The sequence below is a fragment of the Microbacterium sp. 2FI genome (genome assembly GCF_005502885.1).
GTDB lineage: Bacteria > Actinomycetota > Actinomycetes > Actinomycetales > Microbacteriaceae > Microbacterium.
The window spans coordinates 30,483-50,561 of sequence record NZ_SCMR01000010.1 but is presented as its reverse complement, the minus strand read 5'-3'; the positions used below and the strand labels follow the sequence as shown (position 1 = coordinate 50,561).

The window sequence follows — 20,079 nt, the reverse complement described above, 5'->3', positions numbered from 1 at the left end:
AACGAAAAACCCCCGCTGAGCGGGGGCTTTTTCGTGGCTGGGGTACCTGGACTCGAACCAAGAACAAAGGTACCAGAAACCTCCGTGTTGCCAATTACACCATACCCCAATGGCCTTCGGCCTTCGCCGTGCCAAGAGTCAAGTCTAGACGACGACGGCGGCAAGGCCAAACCGAGCGAGGCTCAGGGCTGTGATGGGTCGGTCTCCGGGGCCGGGTAGAACACGACATCCACGGAGTCGCCGCGCAAGTGGAACCTGATCATGCTCCCCGGCGTCAGCCCTTCGGCGAAGTCGTCGTTCCAGCGGGGAATCGCGACCACGTCGGCAGAGAGATCGACGCCCGGTGGCATGCACTGGGTCGTCATCGCCAGACGCTGGGATCGGGAGCCGATGAGGAGACACTGCAGGCCCTGACCGTTCACGAAGGACCAGGGCTCGAGTCCCCGATATGGCTCGTACCCGCGGAGGGTTCCGTCCGCGGGCCGCTGGTCGAGGAACGTCAGCCACACGCCGACCTGGAAGTCGGCCTCGTCGGCCACCGAGCGCAGCGTCTCGTCGGCATACGGGCGCAGCGTCCAGATCACCGCATTCGCGACGACGACGACCATCACCGCCGTCGCGGCGATGATCGAAAACCGTCGCGACCGAACCCTCCCGCGGAGCTCCTGCTCCGCGCGCGGCGAGTCATGGGCGTGCATCAGTCGGCCCCCGGTACGTCGTAGACGAACACATCCAGTTCGTCGTCGCGCATGACGATGCGGGCGACCCCGTCGACGGGAAGCTGATCGAAGTCGTCGCCCCACGAGGAGACGTCGATGAAGAGCTCAGCTTCGGCAGGTGCGCAGTGCGCCTCGGAGATGATCGTGCGCGCAACCTGCAGAGCGAAGAGGCAGCGCGACCCCCACGCATTCGTCGCGTACCAGAGATCCATCCCCAGATAGGGCTCGTAGGCGCGCAGGGTCGAGACGTCAGCCTCCCACTCGCCAGCGGTGGAGGCGACCATCCTGATCACTGCATCGTTCGGCGAGGCGTCGGTGGGTTGCAGGGTCGCGTCGGGGTGAGGACGCACGGTCATGAGGAGGAGCGCGACCGTCACAGCAGAGCCGACGACGACCACGCACGCAAGCCCCCAGGCTGCGCGCCTCGCACGCGTCGCGGTCGCGCGACGCCAGAGCGATCGCCACGGAGTGTCGGGCGCGGCGACGGTCTCCGGCACCGGAAGGGACGGGGCCGGCACCGGCTCGAGGTCCGCAACGGCGTCGTCCGCCCGGCCGCCGGCTCGCGCATCTGCACTCGCGTCAGAGGTCCCCTCGAGTTCGCGAAGGCGAGCGAGAGCCGCAGGGTCGTCCGCGATCCCCGGGCCCGGGCCGTATGCTCTCGCGCGCAGTTCGCTCAACTCGCGCTGCGCGTCCGAGGGAGGCGAGGGACCTTCCACGGCCGAACGGTACACCCGGTCGAGTGCCTCCGCCAGTGACCTCGTGGGCTGCAGTGACGCGCCGGCCCTCAGCCCTGACGAGCGACCAGTGCGCCGAGGCGTCGGATCGACTCGGCCTTGCCGAGCAGCTCCATCGACTCGAACAGCGGCGGCGAGATGCGCCGGCCGCTGAGCGCAACGCGCAGCGGTCCGTAAGCGACCCGCGGCTTGAGGCCGAGGCCGTCGATGAGCGCGACTGAGAGGGCGTCCTGCACCGCCGCGGCCGTGAATTCCGACTCGGGGACGACCTCGAGAGCGCCGACCGACGCGATCAGCACCTCGTCGGCGTTCGCCGGGAGGGATGCGAGGGCATCGTCGTCGTAGGCGACCTCGTCGCGGAAGAGGAATCCGAGGAGACCCGGCGCGTCGCCGAGGAGCTGCATGCGCTCCTGGACGAGGGGGGCGGATGCGGCCAGCATCTCGCTCTGTTCGGGGGTGGGCGACTCGTCCACCACGCCCGCGGCCGCGAGATAGGGAAGGAGGCGCGCGGCGAAGTCGTCGGGCTGCAGCATCCGGATGTGGTCGCCGTTGATCGACTCGGCCTTCTTCTGGTCGAAGCGCGCCGGGTTCGGGTTCACGTCGACGATGTCGAAGGCGGCGACGAGCTCGTCGAGCGAGAAGACGTCGCGATCGGGGCCGATCGACCAGCCGAGGAGCGACAGGTAGTTGAGCAGCCCCTCGTGGATGAAGCCCTTCTCGCGCTGCAGGAAGAGATCGGCCTTCGGGTCGCGCTTGGAGAGCTTCTTGTTGCCGACGTCGCCGAGCACCAGCGGCATGTGCGCGAAGCGCGGCACGAACGTCGTGACGCCCGCGTCGACGAGCGCACCGTAGAGCGCGAGCTGTCGAGCGGTCGAGGGCATGAGGTCTTCACCGCGGATCACATGGGTGATCCCCATGAGCGCGTCGTCGACGGGGTTGACGAAGGGATACAGCGGCACTCCCCCGGCGCGCACGAGCACGAAGTCGGGGAACGATCCCGCCGGGAAGGTGACCTCGCCCCGGATGAGGTCGACGTAGGTCAGGTCTTCGTCGGGGACCCGGAGGCGCCACGCAGGCTCGCGGCCTTCGGCGCGGAAGGTGGCCTTCTGGTCGTCGGTGAGGTCACGGTCGAAGTTGTCGTAGCCGAGCTGGCGTGCGCGCCCGGCGGCATCGTTGCGCGCGTCGATCTCTTCGGCGGTGGAGTAGCTCTCGTACACGGCGCCGGTTGCCTTCAGCCGCTCGAGCACCTCGAGGTGGATGTCGTGACGCTGCGACTGCCGGTACGGGGCATGCGGGCCTCCGACCTCGACGCCCTCGTCCCAGTCGATCTCGAGCCAGCGCAGCGCCTCGAGAAGCTGCTGGTAGCTCTCTTCGCTGTCACGCGCGGCGTCGGTGTCCTCGATGCGGAAGACGAGCGTGCCGCCGTGGTGCCGGGCATACGCCCAGTTGAAGAGCACCGTGCGGATGAGTCCGACGTGCGGGAGGCCGGTCGGCGACGGGCAGAAGCGCACGCGCACATCGGCGCCGGTCGCGGTGGTGGTGCGGGGATCGGGTGAGGAAGACATCGTCGTCCAGTGTAGTTGCGGGGTCAGCGAGGATCCGCGGCGGCAGGGGCCGTGCGCAGACCCAGCGGCGAGAGCACGAGTGTCGCTGCGACAAGGGTCATGACCACGAGCGCAAGCCCGCCGTACCCGATCCAGCCGAGCACGAGGCCCGCGAGGATCGCGCCCGTCGCCCCGACGATGCTCATGGCGAAGTCGCTGAATCCCTGCCGTCGCGTGCGCCGCTCCTCAGACGAGGCCTCGGTCAACAGCGCCGAACCCGCGACCGTCGACGCGCTCCAGCCGAGGCCGAGGAGCACGAGTGCGACGGTCACCGCGACGGTCGACTCGGCACCGAAGGATGCCGTCAGCAGCGCCGCCGCGAGCAGCCCCTGTCCGATCAGGATCGTCGGCACGCGGCCGAGCCTGTCGGCCAGGATGCCGAACACCGGCGAAAGCGCGTACATGCCCGCGATGTGCAGGCTGAGCGTGAGGCCGATCACGGTCAGCGACGCACCGTGATGGATGAGGTGGACCGGCGTCATCGCCATCACCGAGACCATCACGCCGTGGGCGGACGCGATCGCGAAGATCGCGTAGCGTGCGGGGATCGGACGATCCGGCTTCACGATCGTCCCCGCCACGGCGCGCGCGGAGGCGACGATGCGCTGCGCGAGCAGCAGCGGATCAGGCCGCAGCATCGTGAGGTACAGCGCCATCGCCAGCAGCTGAGCGCCGACGGTGAACAGGTACGGACCGGTGAGCGGCGGCATGCCGACGGCGGCTCCGAGCGCCTCGCCCGGCCCGGTGAGGTTGGGGCCGAGCACCGCGCCGATCGTCGTCGCCCACACGACGATCGACAGGTCACGTCCGCGCGAGGCGTCGGTCGCGAGGTCGGCGGCCGCGAAGCGCGACTGCAGGTTCGCAGCCTGGCCGGCGCCGATCAGCAGGAACGCGCCGAGCAGCATCCCGAACGAGTTCGCCGAGACGGCGACGATCACCATGACGACGCCCGCGAGGGCGATCGCCATACCGGCCGTGAGCGAGAGCCGACGACCTCGGCCGCGCGCCAGGGCTGCGAGAGGGACAGCGGTCGCAGCCGTCCCGAGGGTGACCGCGGCAGCCGCCAGGCCCGAGAACGACTCGTCGCCCGAGAGCTCGGCCGCCAGCACCGCGCCGAGCGACAGCGTCGCACCGAAGGCGAGTCCGCCGAGCACCTGACCGAGCGAGAGCACCCACACCGTTCGGCGCTGGACGCGCGCGATCTCTGCGGCGTCCGGTTCCGCCGGGCCGGTCGCGGGCGCCGGCTCGGTCACGCGTCGCGCGCGGTGTTGCGGAGGATGCCGAGGCCCGTGATCTCGACCTCGACGACGTCGCCGGCGACGATCTGGCCGACGCCGGCCGGGGTGCCGGTGAGGATGACGTCGCCCGGCAGGAGGGTGAAGGCCGCCGACGCGAACTCGATGACCTCGGCGAGCGAGAAGATCATGTCGCTGATCGGGCCCTGCTGACGCACCTCGCCGTTGAGCCGGGTCGTGATCGCCGCGTGCCCGTCGACGTCGAACTCGGTCTCGATCGCGGGGCCGAGCGGACACGACGTGTCGAAGCCCTTCGCGCGCGCCCACTGGCCGTCGGACTTCTGCCAGTCCCGGGCGGTGAGGTCGTTGGCGATCGTGTAGCCGAAGACGTAGTCGAGGGCGTTCTCGGCCGAGACGTTCTTCGCGATGCGGCCGATGACCGCGGCGAGCTCGCCCTCGAAGCTGATGAAGTCGGAGTGCTTCGGGAGCACGACGGCGTCACCGGGGCCGACGACCGCGGTGTTCGGCTTGAAGAACAGCATCGGGGCCTCGGGCACCTCGTTGCCGAGTTCGGCCGCGTGGTCACGGTAGTTTCGGCCGACGCACACGACCTTCGAGCGCGGGATGACGGGGGCCAGCAGAGCGACGTCCGCGAGCGGCACGCGCTCGCCCGTGGTGTCGAACCCGGCGAACATCGGGTCGCCCGAGAGGACGACGAGGTCGCTCCCGTCGACGATGCCGAACCTGATGGCGTCCTGGTGGCTGAAGCGCGCGATCCTCACCGCTCTACCCTAGCCAGCCGCGCGCGCTAGGCGTCGAGGCGAAGGAGCCAGCCGTGCTTGTCATCGCGGCGGCCGTACTGGATGTCGGTGAGCTCTTCGCGCAGCGACAGCGCGAGCTCGCCGGTGGGCTGCTCGTCGAGGAAATCCTTGCCCTTGAGCACGCCGATCGGAGTGACGACGGCGGCGGTGCCGCACGCGAACACCTCGACGATGTCGCCCGAGGCCACACCATCGCGCCATTCGGCGAGCGACACGGCGCGTCCTTCCACCTTGTGGCCGCGGTCGCGGGCGAGCTGCAGGATCGAATCGCGCGTGATGCCCTCGAGGATCGACGGCGACTGCGGCGTCACGATCGTGCCGTCCTTGTAGACGAAGATGACGTTCATGCCGCCGAGCTCTTCGACGTTGCCGTCCTGGTCGAGGAAGACCACCTGGTCGCACTCGTTCTCGTACGCCTCGGACTGCGGCAGGAGCGACGCGGCGTAGTTGCCACCGGTCTTGGCTGCACCCGTGCCGCCCTTGCCGGCGCGCGCGTAGTCTTCGCTCAGCCAGATCGACACCGGCTGCACGCCGCCCTTGAAGTAGGCGCCCGCGGGCGAGGCGATCACGTAGTAGCCGACCTTGTGCGCCGGCCGGACGCCGAGGAAGGCTTCCTTGGCGAACATGAAGGGGCGCAGGTACAGGCTCTGGTCGGCGCCTGACGGCACCCACGCACCGTCGACCTGGACCAGTTCCCGCAGCGACTGGATGAAGTACGACACCGGCAGTTCGGGAAGGGCCAGGCGCCGCGCGGAGCGCTGCAGACGACGACCGTTCTGGTCGGGACGGAAGGTGTGGATCGAGCCGTCGGCGTGACGGTAGGCCTTGATGCCCTCGAAGATCTCCTGGCCGTAGTGCAGCACCGCTGCTGCGGGGTCGAGTGTCAGCGGACCGTACGGCTGCACGCGCGGCCGGTGCCAGCCGCCACCCGTCGACCAGCAGATGTCGACCATGTGATCGGTGAAGCTCGTGCCGAAACCGGGACTTTCGAGGATCGCGTCGCGCTCGGCGTCGGACTTCGCATTGAGATTGCGTCTGACGATGAACTGCAGGGGCGCGAGTCCGGTGTCGGGGTCGGTGTCGATGAGGGTCATTGCGTCACGTCCTGGCTGGGTGGGTGATCCGGCGGCGATCGAGTGGATCCAGGTTACGCCTGGAGCCGGGCGGCGATCGCGTCGCCGATCTCGGCGGTGGAACGGGCCTCGGAGCCCCGGGCGGCGATGTCGTCCTCGACCGCGCGGGTGACGCGGGCCGATTCGTCCCGCATCCCGAGGTGATCGAGGAGCAGGGCGACGGAGAGGATCGCGGCCGTGGGGTCGGCCTTCTGAAGTCCCGCGATGTCGGGCGCCGAACCGTGCACGGGCTCGAACATCGAGGGGAACGCGCCGTCGGGGTTGATGTTGCCCGAAGCAGCGAGGCCGATGCCACCGGTGACGGCGCCGGCCAGGTCCGTGAGGATGTCTCCGAAGAGGTTGTCGGTGACGATCACATCGAAGCGACCCGGGCTCGTGACCAGATAGATGGTGGCCGCGTCGACGTGGACGTAGTCTACGACGACGTCCGGGTGCTCCGTCGCCACGGCATCCACGATCCGCTTCCACATGCCGCCGGCGTGCACGAGCACGTTCGTCTTGTGCACGAGCGTGAGGCGCTTGCTCCGGCGCTCCGCGAGATCGAACGCGTAGCGGACGACGCGCTCGATGCCGTATGCGGTGTTCACCGATGTCTCGTTCGCAACTTCGTGGGGCGTGCCCGTGCGGATCGAGCCGCCGTTGCCGACGTAGGGCCCCTCGGTGCCCTCGCGAACGACGACGAAGTCGATGTCGCCGGGGGCCGCGAGCGGGCCGGGCACCCCTGGATACAGCTTCGACGGGCGCAGGTTCACGTAGTGGTCGAGCGAGAAGCGGAGCTTCAGCAGGAGCCCGCGCTCGATGTTGGCGTCCTTCAGACGCGGGTCGCCCGGGACTCCACCGACAGCCCCGAGCAGGATCGCGTCGTGCCCGGCGATCGCGTCGAGGTCGGCATCCGTCAACGTGTCGCCGGTCTCGAGGAAGCGTGCGGCTCCCAGCGAGAGGCGGGTCTTCTCGAAGCGGATGCCGCTGCCCTCGGTCACGGCATCGAGAACCTTCTCGGCCTCGGCGATGACCTCCGGGCCGATGCCGTCACCGGGGATGACGGCCAGCTTCACGACACCAGAATCCTGCACGTGCGGCATTGCTCTCCTCTTTCAGGCCCGGCAGCGTGCCGCCGCACCCGTCTACGCTCTCGATCTCTGGAGCCAGCGTACCGGCGGCCGCGAGGCCCTCCTGCTTCAGTGACGCTGCGCGACTGCCCTCGCCAGAAGAGGCAGGCGCCGTTCGCGCCTGCCTCTTCTGCATCCGTTCCCGCATGCCGCCCTCACGGCGTCGTGTCGCTCGCGAGCTGCTGTTCGATGCGATCGGCGGGCACCCCGGAGAATCGTTCGGAGAGCTCGCGAGCGCGCGCCGCCTCGCGCTCGATCGCTTCAGCGATTCGATCTGCCTGCATGCCCGTGTACTCGGCCGGAATGGGCGCGGTCTGCACCGTCGGGCGGGTGGATTGCGCACCTGAACGGTCGCGGGCCGCACCGGTCTGGCATGCCGTGAGTGATCCGATGCCGACCAGGACGACCACGGCGAGAATCGCCGGTGCGTACCGCGGGGCTGTGGTGGTGTGGAACATGATGAAGCTCCTTTCTCAAGTGTCTGCTCGTTCTCCATCAGTGGACCCAGCGTGCTCCCGAATTGGTATTCCTTCTAGAGTCCAATCACCCTAAAGTGGTCAGATGGCGTCCCACCAGATTCCGATCCATCAACTGACATCGCTCCTCGGCGAGTGGCGGGGGCCATCGAGCGACTACACGTCCCTGGCCGAGCGGGTCCGCCTGATGGTGATCGACGGACGCATCAAGGCGGGCGCTCGGCTCCCGTCGGAGCGCGTGATGGCCGAGCACCTCGGGATCAGCCGCACCACCGTGAACTCCGCGCTCGCCGAACTGCGCGCCAGCGGCTATGTACGCAGCCGCCAGGGCTCGGGCAGCGTGCTCGACATCCCCGGCCGGACAGGCGATCTTCCCATTCCGCAGGCTGGTGACATGCTCGACCTGAGCCGGGCGACCTCGGCGGCCGTACCCGGAGTGCACGCGGCGGCTGAGCGGGCGCTTCGCTGGCTCCCCGCACGGCTGACCACCGACGGGTATGAGCTGTCCGGCCTTCCCGCCCTGCGTGAGACGCTTGCCGATCGCTACACCGCGTCGGGGGTCCCCACCACGCCCGAGAACATCGTCGTCACCAGCGGAAGCGCCGGCGCCATCTCGCTGATCGCGCGCACGCTGCTGGCACCCGGTGATCGGGTGATCGTCGAGACCCCCGGGTACCCCCACTCGAACGACGCCTTCCGATCAGCCGGTGCGCGACTGCTGCCGACGATCGTGGATGGCGACCTGGGCTGGGACGCGGACGAGTTCGCCGGGACGGTCGAACGGGCACTCCCGACTCTCGCCTACGTCATGCCCGACTTCCACAACCCGACGAGCCGGAGCATGTCGGATGCGGTCCGCACCACGATCGTGGACGTCGCCTCTCGGCACGGCACCGTGATCGTGTCGGACGAGACCACGGCGGAGCTCGACATCGACCGCAGCGAGGCGACACTCCCCCTCGCCGTTTACGACACGCACGGGAACACGGTGATCAGCGTGGGGTCGGCCAGCAAGACCATGTGGGGTGGCCTCCGCGTCGGCTGGGTGCGAGCGTCGAGCACCATCATCGATCGGCTCGTCGCCGCGCGGTTCTCTTTCGACCTCGGTGCAGCCGTGATGGATCAGCTGATCACGTCGGAGCTCTTCGACGGGTTCGATGAGGTGATCGGGTACCGGCAGGAGATCCACCGCGCCTCCCGCGATGCGCTCGCGAACGCGCTTGCCCGGCACCTGCCGACCGCGCACCTGCATCCGGTCGAGGGCGGTGTCGCCGCGTGGGTCCGGTTCGATGCACCGGTGAGCTCAGCGCTCACGGTCGCAGCCCGCCGTCGAGGGCTCCTCATCGGCGCAGGTCCGTGGTTCGGGCTGAGCGGCGAGTTCGAACGAAACATCCGCGTGCCGATCACCGCGACGCCGGACGCCATCGAACGGGCGGTCGCGATCCTCGCCGACGCGATGATCGAGACGGCGCGTCCCGGTCGCGAGGCCGGTCGCTCCGTCCTCTGACGCGCTCGCGCCGGCTCAGTAGACGCCACGAGTGCACGGGTTCACGCGGAGTGCACGACTTCCCTGCGCGGGCAAGCCGTGCATTCGACGGGATGCCGTGCACTCGGGGCGGCAGAAGGGCTCAGTGCTCGGCGGGAACCCGGTTCGGACGGCCGCCGAGCGTCAGCGCGGCGATCACCGCGGCGACCACGATGAGTCCGGCGCCGATGAGCGCGGTGACCCCGACGCCCGCATCGAAGGCGTGGGCAGCGGCATCCCGAAGCGCCTGACCGAGCGGCTCGGGAAGCTCGTGGGATGCCGCCACCGCTCCCCCGAGCGTCTCGCGCGCAGCGGCCGCGGCGGATGCCGGAAGGCCGGCAGGCAGCACCAGGTGCGTCGCGTAGAACGCGGCGAGGATGCCGCCCATGATCGTCGTGCCGAGCACGGCGCCGAGCTCGTACGCGGTCTCCGACACCGCGCTCGCCGCGCCTGCCTTGGACGACGGCGCGCTTGCGAGGATCAACTCGTTCGACACGGTCTCGGCCGCACCGATCCCGATGCCGAGCGACACGAACGCGACGACCAGCAGCGCCAGGGATCCGGTGCTCGCGGTCACGGCCACGAGCACGTACCCGACGATCGAGAACACGAGGGCTGCCGGCACGACGACGCGCGGCGCCACTCGCTTGGCGATCGGCACGACGCCGATCCCCGCGACGATCATCATGGCGAGCCCCGGCACCAGCGCGAGGCCGGCTTGCATGGGCGAGAGTCCGAGGATCAGCTGCAGGTGCTGTGCGACGAAGTACAGGAACCCGACGAGCGCGATGACGCTCAGCAGGTTGACCAGCACCGAGCCGGTGAAGCTCCAGCGGCGGAAGAGCGCCATGTCGAGCATCGGCGTCTCGAGCCGGTTCTGGCGGCGGACGAACAGCACGCCGAATCCGAGACCGGCCAGGACCAGCACGAGCGGGGTCGCGTTCTCGGCGCCGTGCACCGCGAACTCCTTGATCGCGTAGACGATGGGCACCATCGTCGCCAGCGACAGCGCGACGCTGACGGGGTCGAAACGGCCGGGGTTCGGGTCGCGGCTCTCGGGCACGAGGATCGGCACGAGGATCAGCAGGGGCACGAGCACGGGCACCGCCATGAGGAACACCGCGCCCCACGCGAAGTGCTCGAGCAGGAGCCCGCCGACGACGGGTCCGAGCGCCGCGCCGGCCGAGAACCCCGCCGCCCATACCGCGATCGCCATGCGGCGCTGGTCGCGGTTGCGGAAGATCGTGCGCAGGAGCGACAGCGTCGACGGCATGAGCATCGCGCCGAACACGCCCAATGCGGCGCGTGCGGCGATCAGCCACTCGGCGCTCGGGGCGAAGGCCGCAAGCGCCGACACGAGTCCGAATCCGGTGGCGCCGATGAGCAGCATCCGTCGCCGCCCGAAGCGGTCGCCGAGGGTGCCCATCGTCACCAGCAGGCTCGCGAGCACGAGCGGGTAGGCGTCGACGATCCAGAGCTGCTGCGTGGCGGTCGGCTCGAGGTCGAGGGCGATCTGCGGCAGCGCGAAGCTCAGCACCGTGTTGTCGACCGAGACGAGCAGCACCGGCAGCATGAGCACAACCAGCGCCGCCCAGCCGCGCCAGCCGACGCGGGGGGCCTCGTGGCCCATCGCGGTCAGGGTGCTCGTGGTCGCGGGCATGGTGGTCGTCATCTCATCCTCAGTTTCTTAACCGTCCAGCCGGTATAGTATCAGGAATGACCGTCACCGCGCGACTACGATCGACCGCATGAGCCGCCCGCCCCTCGCCCGCGAGAAGGTGCTCGACGCATTCGAGACGATCCTGATCGACGAGGGCGAGCGAGCGGCGACGATGGATGCCACGGCCCGCGGCGCCGGTGTGTCGAAGGGCGGCCTGCTCTACCACTTCGGCACGAAGGACGCCCTCGAAGCCGGAATACTCGACCGGCTCGCCCTGCTCGTCGACGCCGACGTCGCCGCGATGACCTCGGCTCCCGAGGGCGCGGTCGCCTACTTCCTGCGTTCGTCCGTCATGGAGAACGACCCGATCGACCGGGCGATCCTCGCGACATCGCGGCTCGCCCAGGGCGGCAGCTCGGCCGCGGCCGATGCGTTGCGCGACATCCGCGAGAAGTGGGCGGATGCGATCCGCCCGCACGCGAAGGATGCCGTCGCCCTCGATCTCGTGATGCTCGTGAGCGACGGCCTCTACTTCAACAACGCGCTCGCGGGCGGCTCGATCCCGGGCCCGGTTCCCCGGGGCGCGGCGATGGACGCCCTGATCGCGCTCGTCGAGGGCGCGATCCGGGCGTGACGCAGACGCCGGGCGCTCAGGCCTCGGTGATCTCGATCTGACGGAACAGGTCGGCCTGGATCGCCGAGCGCACCTCGTCGAGGAGGTCGTCTGCGACCGGCGAGTCGACCGTCAGCACCGACAGCGCCTGGCCGCCCGCAGAGCGGCGCGCGATCTGCATGCCGGCGATGTTGATTCCCGCCTCGCCGAACTTCTGACCGTAGACCGCGACGATGCCGGGCCGGTCGGTGTAGACCATGACGATGTGGTTCGTCTCGATCGGCAGCTCGACGGCGTAGTCGTTGATGCCGACGAGCTTCTCGATCTGCTTCGTGCCGGTGAGGGTTCCCGATACCGACAGCTGCGAGCCGTCGCTCAGCGCGCCGCGCAGTGTGATGACGTTGCGGTACTCGGGGCTGTCGTCGTCCACCAGCAGTCGCACGACGACCCCGCGCTGCTCGGCGAGGAGCGGTGCGTTGACGTACGAGACCGTCTCGCTGACGATGTTCGTGAACAGGCCCTTGAGAGCTGCGAGCTTGAGCACGCTCACGTCGTAGGCCTGCAGCTCACCATGGACTTCGACGTCGAGGCTCGTGAGGGGCGAGTGCGCGAGGGCGGCGAAGATCTGGCCGAGCTTCTCGACGAGCGGGATGCCGGGGCGCACGTACGGGTCGATGACGCCGCCGGCGACATTGACCGCGTCGGGGACGAGGTCGCCGCCGAGAGCGAGGCGCACGGAGTTGGCGACCGACACGCCCGCCTTCTCCTGCGCCTCGTCGGTCGAGGCGCCGAGGTGCGGGGTGACCACGACGTTCGGAAGGTCGAGCAGCGCCTGCGCGGTGCCGCCGTCGACCGGCGGCTCACTCGTGAAGACGTCGAGACCGGCACCGGCGATCTCGCCGGTAGTGAGGGCGGTGTGGAGAGCGGCCTCGTCGATGAGACCGCCGCGCGCGACGTTGACCACGACCGCGGTCGGCTTCATGAGCTTGAACTGCTCGGTGCCGATCATGCCCGTCGTCTCGGGGGTCTTCGGCATGTGGATCGTGACGAAGTCGCTCTGCTCGAGCAGTTCGTCGAGGGTCACCAGGGTCACGCCCAGCTGCTGCGCCCGCGCACTCGTGACGTACGGGTCGTACGCCACCACGCGCATGTCGAAGGCCTGCAGGCGCGCGGCGATCAGCGCGCCGATGCGGCCCAGGCCGATGATGCCGACGGTCTTCTCGAAGAGTTCGGTGCCCGTGTACGAGCTGCGCTTCCACGCGCCGCCGGCGAGCGACGCGTGGGCCGCCGGAATGCGGCGCGCGAGGCTCAGGATGTGGCCGATCGTGAGCTCGGCCGCCGAGATGATGTTCGAGGTCGGCGCATTGACGACCATGACGCCGGCGGTCGTCGCCGTCTTGATGTCGACGTTGTCGAGCCCGACGCCTGCACGGGCGACGACCTTCAGCACGGGAGCCGCCGCGATCGCCTCGGCGTCGATCTTCGTCGCCGACCGCACGAGCACCGCATGCGCGTCGGCGAGGGCCGACAGCAGCGCGGGGCGATCGGTGCCGTCGACGTGGCGCACGTCGAAGTCGGGACCCAGGGCGTCGATCGTGGCAGGAGAGAGTTCTTCGGCGATGAGCACGACAGGCTTCGTCACGGATGGATCCTTCGGGGGCGGTGCGCGACAGCGCGAAAGAGCGGATGCCGCGCCGCACGTCATCGGGACGAGGCCGGTGCCAGCCTACCGCGACCGCATTCCGCCCCCGGAACGTATGACGCGGTGAGACGGCGACGGATCAGTGCCGATCAGGCGAGGAAGGATGCCGAGTTGAGCGTCGTATAGGCCACGACGTTGAGCCAGAAGACCGCGACCAGCGCCAGCCCCGTCAGCATCACGAGGAGCAGCTCGTGCGGCGCGCGCCGGTGTCCGAGGGCGAAGGCTGCGGCCCACACGATCAGCGGGAACAGGGCCGCGAAGATCCAGATGAACCAGCCGAGGGCGTTGAGCGTGAGTCCTGCATCACCGAAGACGCGGAGCGTCTCGACGAGGTTTCCGATCGCGTTCCACACCGCGTACGCGTAGAACAGGCCGACGAGCGCGGCGATCGTCGCGACCAGCCAGGTCGGCGTCTTCCCACGGCCGGACACAGCGGCCGCGGCATCCGTCGTCGCATCCGTCATTGCCCCACCGCCCCGATCATCACGAACGGCCATGGCAGGAGCAGCACGACTCCTGCCGCAAGCCACGCGAAGCGCACCCAAGCCCGCGACGCGCGCGTCAGGAGGAAGACGGTGCCGAACCACAGCAGGGGCGCGAGCACGGCGAGCCAGAGACTCCCCTGGTACATGACGTCGGTCACGAGGTACTGCGCGCTGCCTTGGAGGCGCAGACCGCCGATGAGCCACCCGATCGTGAACAGCGCATAGATGCCGCCGAGCACGCCGAGAGTGATCAGCGTCGCGTTGCCCATGGGTTCGGGGGCCGATGCCGAGACGTCGTCCCGCGGCACGCTGCCGGCGTCGGGCGGCGCATCTTCGTCGGTCGTCGCAGCGAGCGTCTCGCTCCCGCGGCCGACTGCCGTGAACCCCGCCGGCAGGCGGTCGGGGCCCTCCCCCGATGCGACGCCGACGTCGAGCGTGGGGTCGTCGTCACCGTCCCACGTGAGGGCGTCGTCGTCGCGTCCGGCCTGCATCCGATCAGCGTACCGGGCGAGAAATCATGAGGGGCTCCCGTATGGGAGCCCCTCATCTCTCTGCGCGTCGCCGACCGACTCATTCGGCCACGCGATCCGCGACGACGCGTCGGGTCTGGTCGGGTACGGTCGCCGCGGCGAGCCTCTCCTCGAGCCGATCCGCCACGATGGGCAACGACTCCGTGGGCTTCGCCGCGACCGGTCGGCCCGCGAGCTCCGCATAGTACTCGGCGAGACCTTCGTACCGCTGTTGAGCGGCTCGCGCCGTGCGCTCGACCTGCACCGCCGACGCCGGAGCATCGCGTGTGACACGCTCCGATTCGACGGTCAATGACGCGGCGGTCGTGGTCTGGCATCCCGCAAGGCCCAGTCCGAGGACAGCGAGAGTGGTGACGATGGCGATCGTGCCGACTGGGCGCCGATAGCCCGATCCGATGGTGTTCATCGGGTGCTCCTTTGCATTCCCGGGGATCGCGTCTCGGTCCCTCGCATAGGAAGAGAAAGGAACGCGGCACGTGATACCCCACGCGTCGGGCGCCCCATGCAACCGGAGCAGCGCCGTCGCTCGCCGATGCGACTTCAATGCACAAGTGGCCTGACCAGGTGCACGCGGACGAGCAGCCGGTGCCACGCACGCTCCGGCGACACGGGCATAGGTGCCGACGCCCGTGCCGTCGCCGCCTCGAACGCGTGCCGCTCGGCGACACGGCGCAGCATCTCGATCTCGCGCGCATGGTCTGCCAGCTGTTGCCGGCTCAGCGTGTATCCGACGTTGGTCGAGTAGTCCATGATCCCCTCCGCAGGTCTCGCTCGTGAGCGGACGAACCGCCGCTTGAGACCACCGTGGTCCCGGGCGGTATCCGTCGCGATCACGACCGGTACTCATCCGGTACTCGCCGCGGCACGCGAGCATTGACGACGGCGCCCCGCGTCATCACACTGCATTCATGACCGTGAGGGTGCTGGGCCCGCTGGATGTGGGCGCGCCGCAGCTGAGTCCGCGCGAGCGGTCGGTACTCAGCGCCCTCGTCCTGCGCGTCGGCACCTCGATCGAACCGGGCGAGCTGGCCGAGGCACTGTGGGGCGACGAGGCGCCGGCGACCTGGCGGCAGCAGGTGAAGACTTCGGTCGCCCGCATCCGCACGCGCCTCGGCCGCGACGCCGTCATCACCAGCGGCAGCCTCTATGCGCTTGGACTCGATCCCGACGCGATCGACGCGGTGCGCTTCGAGCGACTGGTCTCCACCGCACGCCAGCACGCCCTGCACGGCGACGCCGATCGCGCGATCGACGCCTACGAGCGGGCGCTCGGGCTCTGGCGGGGTCAGCCGTACGCCGATCTGACGACCTGGGACCCGGGTGTCGTCGAAGCGATGCGCCTCACCGAGATCCGCACGAGTGCTGAGGAGGAGCTCCTCCAATCGCGCCTGGCAGCGGGCATGCATCGCGCCGTTATCCCCGACGCGGAGCGCCTCACACGCGAGAATCCGCTCCGCGAGGACCGCTGGGCGATCCTCGCGCTCGCCAACTACCGCTCGGGACGGCAAGGGGCCGCTCTGGCCACGATCCGCGAAGCTCGGCGCCGACTCATGGACGACCTCGGCATCGACGTCGGCGATCGCCTGCGCGAACTCGAGACCGCGATCCTGCGCCAGGACCCGACACTCGCGCCCGAGGTCGTGCTGTGGGAAGTCGACGCGGACTGCCCCTACCCCGGGCTCAGCGCATTCGACGCCGAGGACGCCGACCTCTTCTTCGGACGGGATGCCGAGATCGACGCGCTCCTCGAGCGGATCGTGCCGGGCGCCATCGTCGCGATCGCCGGGCCCTCCGGATCGGGCAAGTCCTCGCTGCTGCGCGCGGGCATCCTGCCGCGACTGCGTGGCGGTGGTCGCGAGATTCCCGTCATCCGACCGGGTGAGGACGGCATCGACGCCCTGCGGCGCGCGATGGAGCGCGGCGCGACGATCGTCGCCCTCGACCAGACCGAAGAGCTCATGCAGGCGTCGGAAGGGACCGTCGAGGAATTCTGCGAGCACGCGTCGCAGCTCCTCGCGAACGGCGGCACGGTCGTGCTCACGATTCGGTCCGACTTCCTCGACGACGCGACCCGCCTGCCGCTGGTCGGCCCGCTGCTGGGGCGCGGCGTGTTCGTGCTGGCTCCCCTGACCCCCGAGGGCCTTCGCGCCGCCGTGGCCGAGCCTGCGCGCAGCTCGCGCCTGCGGCTCGAACCGGGTCTGGTCGAGGTGGTGCTGCGCGATGCCGCGGATCGTCTGACGACCCTCCCGTATGTGTCGCACGCGCTGCGCGAGACCTGGGTGCGGCGCGAGGGCGCGACGCTCACCGTGCAGGGGTACGAGGACTCCGGCGGCATCGCAGGGGCCATCGCCCAGTCGGCCGAGACGGTGTTCCGCTCCGTCGACGTCGAGGATCAGAGAGTCTGCCGGTCGGTGCTCCTGCGGCTCGTCGCGCGCGACGGCGACGGCACGACGCTGCGCCGACGGGTGGCTGCGGGTCCGCTGCGGGAATCACCGGCGCGACGACGGATCGTCGACGCCCTGGTGGCCGCGCGCCTGGTCACCGCCGACGGTGACGCGATCATCATCGCCCACGAGGCGGTCGCCACCGCCTGGCCGAGGCTGGACGGCTGGCTGGAAGAGGACGCCCTCGGCGCGCGGCTCATGACCGCGCTGTCCGCCGCCTCCGAGTCCTGGGATGCCGACGGGCGCCCCGACGACGCCCTGCTGCGCGGTGCACGTCTGCACGCGACGCTCGACTGGCGTGACACCGCGCACCCCGACCTGACCGCGCGGGAAGCGGAGTTCCTCGCCCTCTCGGAGGCGCGGGAGGTCGGCGAGCGAGAAGAGAGCGATCGACGCGCTGCTGCGGAGCGCCGTCAGAACCGGCGGCTCCGCGGCGCCCTCGCCGGGGCCGCCGCACTGCTGGTCGTCGCGCTCGCGCTCGGGGGCGTGGCCACGATCCGCAGCAGCGAAGCCCAGGCCGCCGCGCTGGACGCACGGATCGAAGCGCTCACCTCGCGCGCGACGGTGCTGCGCGAGACCGACCGCGACATGGCAGCCCTCGTCGCCGCCGAGGCGTACCGCCGCTGGCCCGACGACCCGCGCACGCGTTCGGCGCTGTTCGGAAGCGTTGTCGAAGCCGCCCACTACCTCGGCTCGACCCCGATCATCGACGCTACGGAGCGCCTGGGGCTCTGGCCGATACCCGGAACGACCACCGTGGCCACGGTGCGCGAACTCGTCACGCTCGAGGTGCGGGATTACCGGACCGGCGAGGTCGTGCGGACGATCGACGACGACCTCCCCCGATCCGATCAGTCGATCCGGCCGTGGGTCCGCGTGAGCGAGGACGGCTCGACCATCGGCATCCTCCAGCATTTCGGCCGTCAGGAGGGTGTGCCGGACTCCGAGCTCATGCTGTTCTACGACGTGGCGACCGGACAGCGCGTCGGTCCTGCGGTGAGCGTCGAGGACTCGCTCGCGGAGAGCCTGTCGCTCAGCCCCGACGGTCGCTGGGCCACGTGGGCGAGTCAGGGAGAGGTCGTCATCGTCGAGCGGGGCACCGATCTCGTCCGTCGGCATCCGCTGCGCAAGGAGATCGTCTCGACCCAGCAGCGCGCCGTCGGCACCTCAGCCTTCGGGCCCGATGGACTGATCTACGCCGGGATCGACGACGGCCGCCTGTACACGATCGATCCGAACACGCTCGAGGAACTGCGGGTCGTGGCCTCGCGCCCGGGCTTCGTCGACGGCGCCCTCACCGTCGCAGCATCCGGCGCCGTCTTCGCAATCGGCCTCGACGGCGCGATCGCCTTCGACGCCGAGGGCCGGACGATGTGGGATCGCTCCTTCGAGCGGTACTGGGAGTGCTCGCGCATCGCAGCGTCGAGCGTCGCCGACCTCGCCGTGTGCGGCGATGAATCGGGCACGGTCCAGCAATGGCAGCTGTCGACCGGCGACCTCGTCGCCGAGCCGTTCGACTTCCAGATGAGCGCCCCCGGCGACCTGGCGTTCGTCGACGGCGATGCCGAACTTCTGCTGATGAGTGCGATCGCTCCCGTCATTGGCCGCCTCGCCGCAGACGGCTCCGGCGCCGGCGCGGAAGCCTTCGCGACCGGACAGCTGATGCAGCAGCGGACCGGTCAGCTCGATCCGTCGTCCACTCGGCTCATCGTCGAGAATCGCGCCACCGCAGTGGCCGACCTCGATGAGCAGCGCAGTTATGCCGTCTGGGATCTCGCAACCGATGAAGGGGTGTTCCGCATCCCCGACGACATCGCCGATCCGTTGCAGGGCGAGCTGTGGGAGCCGCGGTGGTGGACCGAGGACACGCTGCTGGCATGGGAAGTGAGGAGATCCGCGGACGAGAACGGCGAACCGGCGTTCGAGGACGATGCCGTCCTCATCGACGTCGCAACCGGTGCCATCACACGCGATGTGCTGCCGGTCGATACTTACGACACGATGTCCGTCGCCGAGCAGGTCTTCACGCTCAGCGAGACGGGGGTGGTCCGCCGCATCGACCCGGAGACGCTCGGATGGACGGGTCCGGCGATGCAGCTGCCCATCGAGTCGCCGCCCTTTCACGTCGCTGCGGCGTCCGACGGCTCGCGCGTGCTCGTGACCCAATGGGACGGCCGAGTGTTCAACTACCTCTACGACGGCGAGACGGGCGAACTGATCGCCGAGACCGAGGCCCGCGATCACACCGCCTGGATCGCGCCCGACGGAGACATCTTCACCGCCGACAACGTGCAGGTGTACCGCCGCTCCCCCGAGACCCTCGAGGTGACCGGCACCGTCGCGCATCTCGCAGGTGCGGCGATGCTCGCCGGAGCCGGTGATGTGATGATCGCCCGCGGGGGTCGCGGCGCCGTCGGCGTCGTCGATGTCGCGACGCTGCGGCCGCACTCCGACCTGGTGCCGGCGGATAACTTCGGCGGCGCCGTCATCACGCCGGACGCCATGAGTCTGATCGTTCCGACGTGGCGCGGCATGGCCGTGTGGAGCCTCGACCCCGACGATCATTTCGCGGCCGCCTGCCGGATCGCGGGACGCGACATGACGGATGCCGAGTGGGCGACCCATCTCGCAGAACTCGGCGAGCCGGTCCCCACCTGCGCCGACGCTCTCAGCTGACGCAGCCGACCCAGCCAGCCCGCTGACCCGTGGACACAGACATCCGCCGTCCGGGTCGGAAGGAGCGACCGACCCGGACGGCGGATGTTCTGCGTTGCCACGCGGGCGCTGCCCGCGGCACGTCCTGCACAGCGGCCTACTCGGCCGCCTCTCGCTGCAGGATCTCCTCGATGCGATCGGCCGGCACCCCGCGGAAGCGCTCCGCGTAGGCGGCCTGCTGACGCGCGATGGCCTCGGCGATGCGATCGGCGGAGAGCGAGGTGTCGATGCCCTCGGGCACGACTGCGGCCGGCCGGGGTGCGGGACCGTTCGTGGTCCCACGCTGGGCGGCAGCGCCGGTCTGGCAGGCGGTGAGGCCGACCAGCAGAGTGGCTGCGGCGGCGATGGCGGCGACGCGGGTGGCGACGCGACGACCCGCGGTGCGGGTCTCGGGGCGAGCGTTCATGATGTTCTCCTTGATGGATGCCGGTCGCTTGTCGTCCGGCGGTGATTCCACGGTGCCGCGCGCCGATATCCGTGCGACGGTCGGCCTGTACCCGATCGATATCGGCCGTTCTCGACCCGCTATCCGGCTTCGGCCGACGAGATCGCGCCGAGCCCGGAGCGCCGGCAC

At 69.8% G+C, this 20,079-nt stretch carries 18 protein-coding genes and 1 tRNA gene; 3 read left to right on the top strand and 16 right to left on the bottom strand.

The window, feature by feature from the left end:
- Positions 1-34: 34 nt before the first annotated feature.
- The 9 genes from FFS15_RS09905 to FFS15_RS09865 all read right to left on the bottom strand — a co-directional run bounded on the left by FFS15_RS09905 (position 35) and on the right by FFS15_RS09865 (position 7,813).
- Positions 35-109 (bottom strand) — tRNA-Gln (locus tag FFS15_RS09905).
- 73 nt (positions 110-182) lie between these two features.
- Positions 183-608: a hypothetical protein gene (locus FFS15_RS09900; RefSeq protein ID WP_137844864.1), complete on the bottom strand. Its 426-nt coding sequence runs from the start codon at positions 606-608 to the stop codon at positions 183-185.
- Between the two features lie 89 nt (positions 609-697).
- The gene (locus FFS15_RS09895; RefSeq protein ID WP_137844863.1) at positions 698-1,435 is read right to left on the bottom strand and encodes a hypothetical protein; all 738 of its coding nucleotides are present in this window, start codon (positions 1,433-1,435) and stop codon (positions 698-700) included.
- A 68-nt stretch (positions 1,436-1,503) separates the two neighbouring features.
- Positions 1,504-3,018, bottom strand: a complete 1,515-nt coding sequence (gene gltX / locus FFS15_RS09890; RefSeq protein ID WP_137844862.1) for a glutamate--tRNA ligase — start codon at positions 3,016-3,018, stop codon at positions 1,504-1,506.
- 23 nt (positions 3,019-3,041) lie between these two features.
- A complete protein-coding gene (locus FFS15_RS09885; protein ID WP_137844861.1) occupies positions 3,042-4,310 on the bottom strand; it encodes an MFS transporter in 1,269 nt (422 codons plus the stop codon).
- A complete protein-coding gene (locus FFS15_RS09880) occupies positions 4,307-5,074 on the bottom strand; it encodes a fumarylacetoacetate hydrolase family protein (protein WP_137844860.1) in 768 nt (255 codons plus the stop codon). Before FFS15_RS09880 ends, FFS15_RS09885 begins: the two co-directional genes overlap by 4 nt.
- 26 nt (positions 5,075-5,100) lie before the next feature.
- Positions 5,101-6,207: a branched-chain amino acid aminotransferase gene (locus tag FFS15_RS09875; protein ID WP_137844859.1), complete on the bottom strand. Its 1,107-nt coding sequence runs from the start codon at positions 6,205-6,207 to the stop codon at positions 5,101-5,103.
- Positions 6,208-6,260: 53 nt separating this feature from the next.
- Positions 6,261-7,328 (bottom strand): 3-isopropylmalate dehydrogenase, encoded by a 1,068-nt coding sequence (locus FFS15_RS09870; RefSeq protein WP_137844858.1) that lies wholly within the window; start codon positions 7,326-7,328, stop codon positions 6,261-6,263.
- A 182-nt stretch (positions 7,329-7,510) separates the two neighbouring features.
- Entirely contained in the window at positions 7,511-7,813 is a 303-nt protein-coding gene (locus FFS15_RS09865) for a hypothetical protein (RefSeq protein WP_137844857.1), read from the bottom strand.
- A 103-nt stretch (positions 7,814-7,916) separates the two neighbouring features.
- Between FFS15_RS09865 and FFS15_RS09860 the strand changes: the two genes are divergently transcribed.
- On the top strand, positions 7,917-9,338 hold the full coding sequence (locus tag FFS15_RS09860; protein WP_137844856.1) for a PLP-dependent aminotransferase family protein: 1,422 nt from the start codon (positions 7,917-7,919) through the stop codon (positions 9,336-9,338).
- A gap of 121 nt (positions 9,339-9,459) precedes the next feature.
- Here the strand turns inward: FFS15_RS09860 and FFS15_RS09855 are convergent, their stop codons facing one another.
- Positions 9,460-10,986, bottom strand: coding sequence for an MFS transporter (locus FFS15_RS09855; protein WP_249353929.1), 1,527 nt, complete (start codon positions 10,984-10,986; stop codon positions 9,460-9,462).
- Between the two features lie 118 nt (positions 10,987-11,104).
- On the opposite strand from FFS15_RS09855, the gene FFS15_RS09850 reads away from it, so the two are divergent.
- A complete protein-coding gene (locus tag FFS15_RS09850) occupies positions 11,105-11,650 on the top strand; it encodes a TetR/AcrR family transcriptional regulator (RefSeq protein ID WP_137844854.1) in 546 nt (181 codons plus the stop codon).
- A gap of 16 nt (positions 11,651-11,666) precedes the next feature.
- Here the strand turns inward: FFS15_RS09850 and serA are convergent, their stop codons facing one another.
- The 5 genes from serA to FFS15_RS09825 all read right to left on the bottom strand — a co-directional run bounded on the left by serA (position 11,667) and on the right by FFS15_RS09825 (position 15,096).
- Positions 11,667-13,271, bottom strand: coding sequence for a phosphoglycerate dehydrogenase (gene serA, locus FFS15_RS09845; protein WP_137844853.1), 1,605 nt, complete (start codon positions 13,269-13,271; stop codon positions 11,667-11,669).
- A 149-nt stretch (positions 13,272-13,420) separates the two neighbouring features.
- Positions 13,421-13,795: a bacitracin resistance protein gene (locus FFS15_RS09840; RefSeq protein ID WP_137844852.1), complete on the bottom strand. Its 375-nt coding sequence runs from the start codon at positions 13,793-13,795 to the stop codon at positions 13,421-13,423.
- Positions 13,792-14,307: a DNA polymerase III subunit gamma/tau gene (locus FFS15_RS09835; RefSeq protein ID WP_137844851.1), complete on the bottom strand. Its 516-nt coding sequence runs from the start codon at positions 14,305-14,307 to the stop codon at positions 13,792-13,794. The genes FFS15_RS09840 and FFS15_RS09835 overlap by 4 nt, the downstream gene beginning before the upstream one ends.
- A gap of 79 nt (positions 14,308-14,386) precedes the next feature.
- Positions 14,387-14,752 carry a hypothetical protein gene (locus FFS15_RS09830; RefSeq protein ID WP_137844850.1) on the bottom strand — a complete coding sequence of 122 codons (366 nt, stop codon included), beginning with the start codon at positions 14,750-14,752 and terminating at the stop codon, positions 14,387-14,389.
- Between the two features lie 134 nt (positions 14,753-14,886).
- Positions 14,887-15,096 carry a hypothetical protein gene (locus FFS15_RS09825; RefSeq protein WP_137844849.1) on the bottom strand — a complete coding sequence of 70 codons (210 nt, stop codon included), beginning with the start codon at positions 15,094-15,096 and terminating at the stop codon, positions 14,887-14,889.
- A 158-nt stretch (positions 15,097-15,254) separates the two neighbouring features.
- On the opposite strand from FFS15_RS09825, the gene FFS15_RS09820 reads away from it, so the two are divergent.
- Positions 15,255-19,466: a BTAD domain-containing putative transcriptional regulator gene (locus tag FFS15_RS09820; protein ID WP_137844848.1), complete on the top strand. Its 4,212-nt coding sequence runs from the start codon at positions 15,255-15,257 to the stop codon at positions 19,464-19,466.
- A gap of 136 nt (positions 19,467-19,602) precedes the next feature.
- Here FFS15_RS09820 and FFS15_RS09815 read toward each other — a convergent pair whose 3' ends face one another.
- Positions 19,603-19,911 carry a hypothetical protein gene (locus tag FFS15_RS09815; protein WP_137844847.1) on the bottom strand — a complete coding sequence of 103 codons (309 nt, stop codon included), beginning with the start codon at positions 19,909-19,911 and terminating at the stop codon, positions 19,603-19,605.
- Positions 19,912-20,079: the final 168 nt, after the last annotated feature.